At 72.9% G+C, this 10,841-nt stretch carries 9 protein-coding genes and 1 pseudogene; 3 read left to right on the top strand and 7 right to left on the bottom strand.

Translation table 11 applies throughout. From position 1 onward, the window contains the following. From AB0H81_RS40985 to mraZ, 3 genes and pseudogenes are all read right to left on the bottom strand, one after another. Positions 1-362: pseudogene (locus AB0H81_RS40985) on the bottom strand (hypothetical protein); the annotation flags it as partial. Continuing rightward, complete coding sequence (gene rsmH / locus AB0H81_RS40980; RefSeq protein WP_358386682.1) at positions 346-1,329, bottom strand: 16S rRNA (cytosine(1402)-N(4))-methyltransferase RsmH; 984 nt, start codon at positions 1,327-1,329, stop codon at positions 346-348. The gene rsmH and the pseudogene AB0H81_RS40985, both read right to left, overlap by 17 nt. Before the next feature lie 219 nt (positions 1,330-1,548). After that, the gene (gene mraZ, locus AB0H81_RS40975; protein ID WP_358386679.1) at positions 1,549-1,980 is read right to left on the bottom strand and encodes a division/cell wall cluster transcriptional repressor MraZ; all 432 of its coding nucleotides are present in this window, start codon (positions 1,978-1,980) and stop codon (positions 1,549-1,551) included. 475 nt (positions 1,981-2,455) lie between these two features. Here mraZ and AB0H81_RS40970 point away from each other — a divergent pair, with 475 nt between their 5' ends. Genes AB0H81_RS40970 through AB0H81_RS40960 form a run of 3 tightly spaced genes read left to right on the top strand, consistent with a single transcriptional unit; the run spans position 2,456 to position 7,181 of the window. After that, entirely contained in the window at positions 2,456-3,433 is a 978-nt protein-coding gene (locus AB0H81_RS40970; protein ID WP_358386676.1) for a MoxR family ATPase, read from the top strand. Further along, positions 3,430-4,692, top strand: a complete 1,263-nt coding sequence (locus AB0H81_RS40965; protein ID WP_358386673.1) for a DUF58 domain-containing protein — start codon at positions 3,430-3,432, stop codon at positions 4,690-4,692. Before AB0H81_RS40970 ends, AB0H81_RS40965 begins: the two co-directional genes overlap by 4 nt. Further along, the gene (locus AB0H81_RS40960) at positions 4,689-7,181 is read left to right on the top strand and encodes a DUF3488 and transglutaminase-like domain-containing protein (protein WP_358386670.1); all 2,493 of its coding nucleotides are present in this window, start codon (positions 4,689-4,691) and stop codon (positions 7,179-7,181) included. The genes AB0H81_RS40965 and AB0H81_RS40960 overlap by 4 nt, the downstream gene beginning before the upstream one ends. A 134-nt stretch (positions 7,182-7,315) precedes the next feature. Here AB0H81_RS40960 and AB0H81_RS40955 read toward each other — a convergent pair whose 3' ends face one another. The 4 genes from AB0H81_RS40955 to AB0H81_RS40940 all read right to left on the bottom strand — a co-directional run. Then, complete coding sequence (locus AB0H81_RS40955; protein WP_358386667.1) at positions 7,316-7,708, bottom strand: DUF3040 domain-containing protein; 393 nt, start codon at positions 7,706-7,708, stop codon at positions 7,316-7,318. A 222-nt stretch (positions 7,709-7,930) separates the two neighbouring features. Then, the gene (locus AB0H81_RS40950) at positions 7,931-9,172 is read right to left on the bottom strand and encodes a DNA polymerase IV (RefSeq protein ID WP_358386665.1); all 1,242 of its coding nucleotides are present in this window, start codon (positions 9,170-9,172) and stop codon (positions 7,931-7,933) included. 100 nt (positions 9,173-9,272) lie between these two features. Continuing rightward, positions 9,273-10,025 carry a methyltransferase domain-containing protein gene (locus AB0H81_RS40945; RefSeq protein WP_358386663.1) on the bottom strand — a complete coding sequence of 251 codons (753 nt, stop codon included), beginning with the start codon at positions 10,023-10,025 and terminating at the stop codon, positions 9,273-9,275. A 174-nt stretch (positions 10,026-10,199) separates the two neighbouring features. After that, positions 10,200-10,841, bottom strand: a 642-nt coding sequence (locus AB0H81_RS40940) for a hypothetical protein (RefSeq protein WP_358386660.1), incomplete at its 5' end; no start/stop codon positions are given.

The raw sequence follows: 10,841 nt of genomic DNA, 5'->3' as shown, positions 1-10,841 counted from the left end.
ACGCCGCCGCGCGCGGAAGCGGACCTCGCCGCGCCCGGCCGCGACGGACCGGCCGGCGGGAGGTCGGACGGGGTGAGATCGGGCGGCGTGAGGTCGGGCAGCGTGATGACGGGGGTGTCGGCGTCCGAGACGGCGGATCCGGACACGCCAGGATCGGACACACCACGGCCCGACACACCAGGACCGGACACACCACGGCCGGACGCGCCGGCCCCTGACGCGCCACCGCCGGAGGCGGCCGGCCCGGACACGTTCGGGTCGGACGTGCCGCCGGGCGTGGCGGTGTCGGGCGCGGCGGGTTCGAGCACGGTGCCGCGGGCGGACGCGCGCCGCCTGGTCTCCTGCTCAGTCGTGGTCGTCAACACGGATCCTCTCTGCCGCCCGTAGCCGGGCCGAGGCCGCCCGCGGATTGCGGGCCACCTCCTCTTCGCTGGGGAGCTCGGCCCCCCTCGTCACCAGGCGGAACCGCGGCTGGTGTGCCGGCAGCGGGACGGGGAGCCCGGGTGGGCTGGTGTCCCTGGTTCGCGCCGTGAGGACCTGCTTGGTGAGCCGGTCCTCCAGGGAGTGGTAGGAGAGCACGACGACTCTCCCCCCGAGCGCCAGCGCGTCGAGGGCCGCGGGCAAGGCCGCCTCCAGGGCGGCGAGCTCCGCGTTGACCTCGATGCGCAGCGCTTGGAAAGTCCTCTTGGCGGGGTTGCCCCCGGTGCGCCGGGTAGCGGCGGGAATCGCCTGCCGGACGATCTCCGCGAGCCGCTTCGTCGACGTTATGGCCTCCTTGGCCCTTTCCTTGATGATTAGGCCCGCGACACGCGGTGCGAACCGTTCCTCGCCGTAATCGCGGAGGATGCGCGTTAGCTCCCCGGCCGAGTAGGTATTGACCACCTTCTCCGCCGTGAGCTCCTGCTCGGTGTCCATCCGCATGTCCAGCGGGGCGTCATAGGAGTACGCGAACCCGCGCTCGGCCTCGTCGAGCTGCGGCGAGGAGACCCCCAGGTCGAACAGCACGCCGTCGACCGTGCTGCGGCCGAGGGCGGGGCCGGTGGTGGCGACCACCTCGGCCAGCTGGTCGGAGGAGGCGTGGACCAGGGTGGTCCGCTCCGCGTACGGGGCGAGCCGGCGCGTGGAGAACTCGATCGCGAACGGGTCGCGGTCGATGCCGATCAGGTGGAGCGCCGGATAGGCGGCGAGCAGGGCCTCCGAGTGGCCGCCGAGGCCGAGGTTGGCGTCCACGACGACGGGACGCTCACCGCCCAATGCCGGAGCCAGCAGCTCCAGTACGCGGTCGAGCATGACCGGAACGTGACCGCCGGTGCCTGTGGCGTCGCTCATCTCCAACCCCCCTCTCGCGTCCTTGCTCGCGGATGACGCGGTCGGCGATCCTATCGGCCCTTCCTGGGTCCCCACCCGGCGCCGCCCGGCCAGGTCCCCATCCGCACCCTCTTCGTGGACGCCCGCCATCTGACACCGGGGAAGGTGCATCAGCTGGCCGGCAGTGGTTGCGGGTGGAGACCTCGCCGAACGACATCTCCGACGGATCTACCGTGACTCCTACAAGATCCCTGGCAGCACCTCCTCCGACAGATCGGCGAACGCCTGCTCCTGAGCGCTGAGATAGGTGTCCCACGCCTGCGCGTCCCAGATCTCCAACCGGGTGTTGGCCCCGATGACGACGCAGTCGCGTTGCAGGCCGGCGTACTGCCGCAGGCTCTGCGGGATGGTGATGCGGCCCTGCTTGTCGGGGGTCTCGTCGGACGCACTGGCGAAGAAGACGCGGCTGTAGTCACGCACTGCCTTGGCAGTGACCGGGGCGGTGCTGAGAGCCTCGGTAATGCGCTGGAACTCCTCCACGGGAAAGACGTAGAGGCATCGCTCCTGGCCTTTGGTGATCACAAGACCCTCCGCCAGCTCCTCACGGTACTTAGCCGGCAGGAACAGCCGTCCCTTGTCGTCCAGACGCGGTTGATGGGTGCCGAGGAACATCGGCCCCACCTCCCGTGCCTAGTGAAGCGCTCGACGCTGGCGCACCGGCCCTCCACTGCGCACCACCATACTCCACTTCTCCCCACCGTCAACTGATTCAACCCCATGTCACAGCCTGATCGTTTCGCGTTTCCGCAGGTCAGAGCGGTGGAGCGTGGTGGGGGGCGCGGAGGGGGCGCGGGCCGCCACGGGCGTGTCGGAACGTGCGCGAGAACCGCAGGCAAGAGGACCGGGCGCGAAGGGGGAACGCGAGGGGGGAAAGTGGAGGGCGCATGCTAGTCCCGATGTCACCGGATTCGCACCGCTATGGCACAAGAACAGGACATCGTCCAAGTTCTCTGGAAAATCGGCAAAAGTCGCCCCAGAACCCGCAGCATCGTAGGGTCGTACACACAATGGAAAAGGAACGGCATGGCTCCCGCAATGGCTTGACCGCCACCGGGACGACCGTCGCACTTCTTCTCATGGAGGCCTGGTGGCAGTTACCCATGACGTCCCTCCCCAGCTCGACGAGCTGGTCTCCACAGCGCACCGGATCCGCGAGGCCGTGGAGTCCGTGGTCGAGGGGAAGAGCGACGCCGTCCGCCTGACCCTCACCGTCCTGCTCGCCGAGGGCCACCTCCTGATCGAGGACGTGCCGGGCGTCGGCAAGACCATGCTGGCCAAGGCGCTGGCGCGCTCCATCGACTGCCCGGTGCGCCGGGTGCAGTTCACCCCCGACCTCCTGCCGAGCGACATCACCGGCGTCAGCGCCTACAACCAGCAGACGCGCGAGTTCGAGTTCAAGCCCGGCCCCGTCTTCGCCAACATCGTGGTCGGCGACGAGATCAACCGCGCCTCGCCCAAGACCCAGTCGGCCCTCCTCGAGTGCATGGAGGAGCACCAGGTCACGGTGGACGGCGTGACGTACCAGCTCGACAGCCCGTTCATGGTGATCGCCACCCAGAACCCCATCGAGATGGAGGGCACCTATCCCCTGCCGGAGGCGCAGCGCGACCGCTTCACCGCCCGCGTCGCGATGGGCTACCCCGAGCCGCACGCCGAACTGGAGATGCTCGACGTCCACGGCGGCGCCTCTCCCCTGGACAAGCTGCAGCCGGTCGCGACGACGGCAGAGGTGCGCGCGCTGATCGAGGCGGTGCGCGGTGTGTACGTGTCGCAGCCGGTCAAGAAGTACGCCATCGACCTGGTCGTCGCCACCCGCCACTCCCCCGACCTGCGGCTCGGCGCCTCGCCCCGCTCGACGCTGCAGCTCGTCCGCGCCGCGCGGGCGCACGCCGCGCTGTCCGGCCGGGACTACGTCATCCCCGACGACCTGCAGGACCTGGCCGTTCCCGTGCTGGCGCACCGCCTGCTGCCGAGCGTCGAGGCCCAGGGCCAGCGCCGCCTCCCGGAGCAGGTGGTGACCGACCTCGTCAGGCGGGTGCCGGTGCCGGAGACGCGCTCATCATGAGGGCGGGGCTGCGGGCGCTCACCGCGAGGGGCCGGTCGTTCCTCGCCTCCGGTGTCGCGGCGCTGCTGATGGCGGTCCTGCTCGGGGAGAACGACCTGTTCCGGATCGGGGTGCTGGTGGCGGCGCTGCCGCTGCTGGCCGCCATGGTGGTGGCGCGCACCCGGTACCGGCTGAGCTGCGCCAGACGGCTGGACCCGGCCAGGGCCGAGGTGGGCGGGGAGGCCACCGTGACGCTGCGCCTGGAGAACGTCACCCGGCTGCCCACCGGTCTGCTGCTCATCGAGGACACCGTGCCGTACGCGCTGGGCGTGCGGCCCCGGTTCGTGCTGGACAAGGTCGAGGCGAAGGGCATCCGCGAGATCGACTACCGGGTCCGCTCCGACCTGCGCGGCCGGTACACGATCGGGCCGCTGTCGGTGCGCATCGCCGACCCGTTCGGGCTCGTGGAGCTGTCGCGCGCGTTCACCATCGCCGACACGCTGGTGGTGACGCCGCAGGTCGTGGCGCTGCCGCACGTACGGCTGTCGGGTGAGTGGACGGGCGGCGGCGACAGCCGCACGCGCAGCGTGGCCGCGGCCGGCGACGACGACGTGGCCCCGCGCGAGTACCGGCAGGGCGACGACCTGCGGCGGGTCCACTGGCGCTCCACCGCGCGGCGAGGCGAGCTGATGGTGCGGCGCGAGGAGCAGCAGTGGCAGAGCCGCGGCGCTCTCCTGCTCGACACGCGTCGTCACGCCCACCGCGGCGAGGGGCCCCGCTCGTCGTTCGAGGTGGCGGTCTCGGCCGCGGCCTCCATCGGCGTGCACCTCGCTCACGAGGGCCTCGGCCTGCGCCTGGTCACCGACCAGGGCGCGGAGCACCTGACGGACACGGGCCTGAGCTGGTCGCTGCTCGACACGCTGGCCGTGGTGCGGCAGAGCCCGGTCCGCTCACTGGACATGGCGGTCTCGGCGCTGCGGCAGGGCGGCGGCGACGGGCTGGTCGTGGCCGTGCTCGGCTCCCTCGACCCGGAGGAGGCCCGGGAGCTGGGGCGGGTGCGGCACAGCGGCATCACCGGCGTGGCGGTGCTGCTGGACGTGGACACCTGGGACGGGAGCGAGCCCGGCTCGAACGAGGACTACCAGGCGGTGCAGGCCGTGCTCAGCGGTTACGGCTGGCGCATCGTGCGGCTGCCCGCGGGCACGTCGATCGCCTCCGTGTGGCAGGCGGCCGGCAACCGCGGCCGGTACGCGTTCAGCCCGGCGGGAGGTGCGGCATGAGGCTGTCGGTCGCGGCGGCGGTGGCCACGTTCTGCGCGGCGATCCTGCTCTATCCGCTGTTCGAGGGCGGCTCGTGGTTCTGGGGGGCGCTGGGCGCGGTGCTCGCCGTCCTCGCCGCGAGCATGCTCAGCGGCCGGCTGTCGCTGCCCCTGTGGGCGGCGCCGCTGGTGAGTGTGGTCGCGCTGTGGATCTACCTGACAGCGTCGTTCGCCGCGGGCAAGGCGTGGGCGTGGGTCGTGCCGACCAAGGCGTCGGTCGTGGCGCTGGGCAAGCTGCTCGGGACCGGGTGGACGGACATCCAACGCTTCGCCGCGCCGGTTCCGGCCAACACCGGCATCACGCTGCTCACCTGCGGCGGCGTGGGGCTCATCGCGCTGCTGGTGGACCTGCTCGCGGCGCGGATGCGGCGGGCGGCGCTGGCCGGGCTGCCGCTGCTGGCGCTGGCCACGGTGCCGGCGACGATCCTGGCCGACCCGATCGGCTGGCCGGCGTTCGTGATCGCCGCGTCCGGTTTCCTCGGCCTGCTCCTGGCCGACGGCCGCGAGCGGGTGGGCCACTGGGGACGGGCGGTGCTGGTGCGCCGCACCACCCGCGCGGCCGCCCCGCAGCCGCCGCCGGGAGCGCGGGGCCAGGGGCGGCAGGTCCCGGAGCGCGCGCGGGAGACCGCCGACACGCGGGGGCTGCGGCTGTCGGGCAAGCGGATCGGGTTCGCCGCGGTGGTGCTCGCCGTGCTGGTGCCGGCCACGCTGCCGTCGATGGAACCGGTGTCTTTCTTCACCTTCGGCGTGGGCGGCAGCGGCTCTGGCACCGGCAACTCGATCAGCATCGCCAACCCGATCGCGAGCCTGAAGGGCCAGCTGAACCTGCCCGCGCCACGGGTCGTGCTGTCGTACACCAACAGCGACGACAAGCCCCGCTACCTGCGGATCTTCGCCCTCGACACGTTCGACGGCGAGCAGTTCGGCATGACCGAGCCCAAGGGCTCGCCGGACAACCGGACGGAGAACGGGCCGCTTCCGCCGCCGCCGGGCCTCTCACGGGGCGTGCCGGTCGCGAACGCGGTGACCGACGTCCAGATCAGCGACGAGATCGCGAAGCTGGAGTTCCTGCCGTTGCCGTACCCGCCGCGGCAGATCGAGGTGGACGGCGACTGGCGGGCCGACGTGGACACGCTCATGGTCTTCTCGACCAGGGAGCAGGCCGCCGGCCTGGAGTACAAGGTGTCGAGCAGCGAGCCGGCGCCCACCAGCGAGCTGCTGAAGTCGCTGCCGCAGTCGCGGCCCGACCTCGACGCCCGCTACCTGAAGCTGCCGGACGACCTGCCCCCGGAGATCCGAGGGCTGGCGGACGACATCACCAAGGGCGCCCGCACCGGCTACGACGCGGCGGTCAAGATCCAGGAGTTCTTCACCAAGACCGGGAACTTCTCCTACACGCTGCAGACGCAGGGCAGCGGCAACTCGGCGCTGAAGGACTTCCTGCTGCGCAGCCGGGCCGGTTACTGCGAGCAGTTCGCGGCGTCGATGGCGGTGCTGGCCAGGCTGGCGGGCATCCCGTCGCGGGTGGCGATCGGCTACACCGGCGGCACGAAGATCGGCGACCGCTGGCTGGTCGGGACGAACGACTCCCACTCCTGGCCCGAGCTGTACTTCGAGGGCGTGGGCTGGCTGCCGTTCGAGCCGACGCCGACGGGCTCGCTCGGCCAGGGCAGCGCCCGGGTTCCCGCGTACACCGTGCCGCCGCCGGACCCGGTGGGCGACGGCTCGACGCCGACGCCCGGCGCGACGAGCAGCTCCGCCGACGAGCCGCTGTCGCCGCAGGGCCGGGTCAACCCGCGCGAGCTGGACCGCGAGGCCACGCTGCAGCCGCGCGGCCTGACGGCCGAGGAGGAGACGCCCTGGGCGGCCCGGCTCGGCCTCGGGGCGGGGGTGCTCCTGCTGATCCTGCTGGTGCCGGCCGCGCTGCGGCTGCTCACGCGCGGGCGGCGGCTGCGCCGCCTCGACGGCGCGGGACGGCCGCCGGGCCCCTCGTCGGGGCAGGACGCTCCGCGTGACGGCTCCGGTACGGGCGTCAGCGCCGTGACCGGGCGGCGGCCGGCCGTGGCCGCCGTCTGGACGGAGCTCGACGACCTGCTGCTGGACTACGGGATGGAGCGCGGCACGAGCGAGACGCCGCGCGCGCTGGCGCGCAGGCTGGCCGAGCGGTACGAGTTCGACGCCGACTCGGCGGCGGCCCTGGCGGCCATCGCGTCGGCGGTGGAGCGGTCGCTGTTCGCGCGCTCGCCCGGGGAGTTCGGGCCGATGCGGCAGAACCTTCGCACGGTGCGCAAGGCCCTGGCGGCGACGGTGTCGCGGGGACGGCGGGTGCGGGCCGTGCTGCTGCCGCCCTCGACCCTGCGCAGGCTGCGCCGGCTGGGCGAGGGGCTGCTGGACGGGTTCGACCGGCTGGAGAGCCTGCGGTTGCGCAGGACGGCCCCGAAGGGGTCATGACGGGACACGCGTGATCGTGCGGTCGTTCCCTGGAGGACGGCCGCACGATCGTGCGGAGAGGAACCCGGGTCAGCCGGCGGCCGTGCGGTCGTTCCTGGGGGATGACCGCACGATCGCGCCGGGAAGGATCCGGGTCAGCGCTCGTCGTGCCGGCGGCGCCAGCGCTCTTCCATGCGCTCCATGAACGTGCCCCGGCCACCGCGACGGGCCTGCTTGCCCGGGGCGGGAGCGGAGCCGGTAGCGGTGTCGACGAAGCCGTTCATGCGCTTCCAGCTCGACAGGCCCCACAGACACGCGGCGAGCATGACCACGAAGCCGCCGACACCGACCGGGATCAGATTGATCACCACGCCGACCATGAGGAGCACGACCCCGAGCGCAAAGCCGATGGAGGCCTTGATCAGGCGGCGCTTGTAGTGGCTGCGGGGGTCACTGATCCTGACGGTGTTGGCCCACTTCGGATCCTCGGCGTAGAGTGCCTGCTCGATCTGGTCGAGCAAGCGCTGCTCGTGCTCAGAGAGCGGCACGGCGCCTCCCAAGGACGGCCCCAGGACGGGGAAGACGGCAACGAACACGGGGTGTCCGGACCTCGCGGTCGGTTATCCCCAGAATACGAGGCTGTAGACGTAGGCGAAAGCAAACGTCCAACGCAGACCAAACCGGAGGTGACGTCATAGCTCCATTGTGGGTCATCTAGGCACCACTCCCCACACTCCCCCCGAGTCGTGACATCGGCGACGACATCAGCGTCATGCTTCCATTTCATCAAGTCTTCCGCGCACAAGCGACGCCGGGAGCACCGCATCGGGCCCGAACCTTCGGATCGCCTTGTCCATCGCGCGTTCGGCCTCCCGCCATCCCGTCTCGCGCTCGCCGAGGCTGAGCTGCCGCGCCGCCGAGCCGGCGGGCCTGAGGTTCTCCATCCTGACACCGACGAGGCGAAGGCGCACCCGCTCCAGCCCGGCCGCCTCGAACAGCTCGCACGCCGTGGCGTAGATCTCCTGGGCGACGTCGGTCGGTTCCTTGAGGGTGCGCGAGCGGGTGATCGTGGTGAAGTCGGCCCGGCGCAGCTTCACGCTCACCGTGCGGCCCACGTGACCGCCCGCGCGCATGCGGGCCGCCACGCGCTCCGACAGGCGCAGCAGCTCCCGCCTGATCGCCTCCGGGTCGTCGACGTCGGCGGCGAACGTCTCCTCGTTGCCGATGCTCTTGTCGGGCGCGTGGGCGGTGACGGGCCGCTCGTCGCGGCCCCACGCCAGCTGCGCCAGGTGGCCGCCCACGGCGTGGCCCAGCTCGCGGCGGAGCGTGGCGGGCGGCACCCGGGCCAGGTCGCCGACCGTGCGGATGCCGAGCCGCACGAGGGCCTGCTCGGTGCGCTCGCCGACGCCCCACAGCGCCGAGACGGGCAGCGGGTGGAGGAACGCCACCACCTCGGCCTCGGGCACGACGAGCAGGCCGTCGGGCTTGCACTGCTTGGAGGCGAGCTTGGCGACGAACTTGCTGCTCGCCACCCCCACCGAGCAGGTGATGCCGTAGCGCTCGCGCACCTGCTCGCGGATCGTCGCGGCGATCGCCGTGGGCGGCCCCAGCCGGCGTCTGGCGCCGCCCACGTCGAGGAACGCCTCGTCGGAGGCGATCGGCTCGACCAGCGGGGTGATCGCGTGGAAGATCTCCATGACACCCCGCGACACCTCGGAGTACTTGTCATGGCTCGGCGGGATGATCGCCGCCTGCGGGCACATGCGGCGCGCCCGGCTCATGGGCATCGCCGAGTGCACGCCGTAAGCCCGGGCCTCGTAGGTGGCGCTGAGCACCACGCCGCGGCCGGCGGGCGAGCCGACGATCACCGGCCTGCCGCGCAGCTCCGGCCGCTCCAGCAGCTCGACGCTCGCGAAGAAGGCGTCCATGTCGACGTGGAGGATCGGGCAGCCGCTGTCATCGGCCCCGGTCCGTGGAGCGGGGCCGATGCCGGTGATCTGCTTGCGGGACACGTCCTCGATTCTATCCGAACACCCGTACGAACGCCCGTGCGAGCCCCTGGTCGACGCCCGCGCCGGACGCGCCGGCTCCGGCGGCACTCGCCCGGCGGGGTCAGCCCCGGCGAGCGAGGACGTGCAGCTGGGTGGCGATGTCGCGCAGCACGGGATGGCCGGCGGCGGCCTGCTCCAGCGCCACCAGCGCCTCCGCTGCGCCGGGCTCGCCGTCGACCAGCCGGCTGGGCACCAGGTCGGCGAAGACCCGCACGCCGTGGACGGCTCCCACCGCGAAGCCCGTGACCGCCAGCAGCTCGGACAGCGCCTCGGCGGTGTAGCGGCGCGGGGTAGGGTCGCGGTCGCCCCAGCGGCCCTCGGGGTCGGCCAGCGCGGCCCGCGCCTCGTCGAAGTGACCGGCCAGCGCTCGGTGGAGGGCCGCCGCGACCGGGTTGGCCGCCAGCACGCTCACCGCCCCGCCCCGGCGCAGCAGCCCGGCGACGGCGGTCATCGCGCCGATCGGGTCGTCGACGTACTCGAGCACGCTGTGGCACAGCACCAGGTCGGCGCCCTCGTCGTCGAGCAGGTCGGCCAGGTCGGCGAGGTCGCCCTGGAGCCCGCGCACGCCGACGCCCTTCTCCTTGGCCCGGCGCTCCAGGGCGGCCAGCGAGTCGGGGCTCGGGTCGACGACCGTGACGGTGTGGCCCAGCTCGGCCAGCGGCACGGCGAACCCGCCGGTGCCGCCGCCGGCGTCGACGATGTCGAGCCGGTCACGCCCGGTGGTCTCCCGCAGCCGGGCCAATTCGGCCAGCAACGCGTCCCAGACGACGGCGGTCCGCACCGCCGGGGGCCTCGTGACGCCTTCAGCTCGCAACCTCGGCTCGCCTCCTTCTCGCTCCTCCGACGCGCCCCAGCCTACGCCGTCCCGCGCCTCCCACGTGCTGCCACGGGCGCCAAGGCCGCGGACCGTCACGGCGCGGGGGCGCGCTCGGTCACGGCGCAGGGGCGGGGACGGGTGCGGCGCGGAGGCGGGGACGGGTGCGGTCCGTCACGGCACCGGGGCCGGGCGCAGGGCGCGGACCACGGCGGCGGGGTCGGCGGCGAAGAACCGCACGGAGGTGACCTCGGCCCGGCCGCCGAGCGGGCGCACCACGGTGACCGGGGCGGTCAGCTCGACGGCCACGTTGGTCTGCGACCCCACCACGACCCGCAGCCGCCCGTCCGCCACCGTGATCATGCCCTTCTCGTTGTAGGAGCGCGTCGCCGTGACCGAGGCGATCAGCTCGCGCGGTACGCGCAGGTCGAGGTACTCGCCGTACCGGACGCGCAGCTCGTCCGGGCTCACCAGGTGGGGCCGCAACGCGCAGGAGGCGGCCAGGGCCAGGCCGAACAGCACCCCGTACGCGTCGAGCAGGAGGACCGGCAGCCGGATCGCGGCGGGCACCTCGAGGGAGACGAGCAGCAGGTCCACCACGACGGCCTCCACGGCCAGCGCGAAGGTGAAGACGAGCTGGAGGGCCGCCTGCTCCCCCGCGTACGGGACGGCGACGGCGCCCGGCGGCACCCGGGGCCGGCCGCGCCGCACCGCGAACAGGACGAGGGCGGCCACGCCCCGCACCTCGAACTCCACCAGCCTGCGCACCACCCGCGGCACCAGGGCGTCGGCGGTGGCCGCCAGCGCGGCCCGCCG

This window comes from Nonomuraea sp. NPDC050691, from assembly GCF_040654455.1.
Taxonomy (GTDB): Bacteria; Actinomycetota; Actinomycetes; order Streptosporangiales; family Streptosporangiaceae; genus Nonomuraea.
Note: the sequence above shows the minus strand (reverse complement) of the source record. Positions and strands in the feature narration are given on the sequence as shown.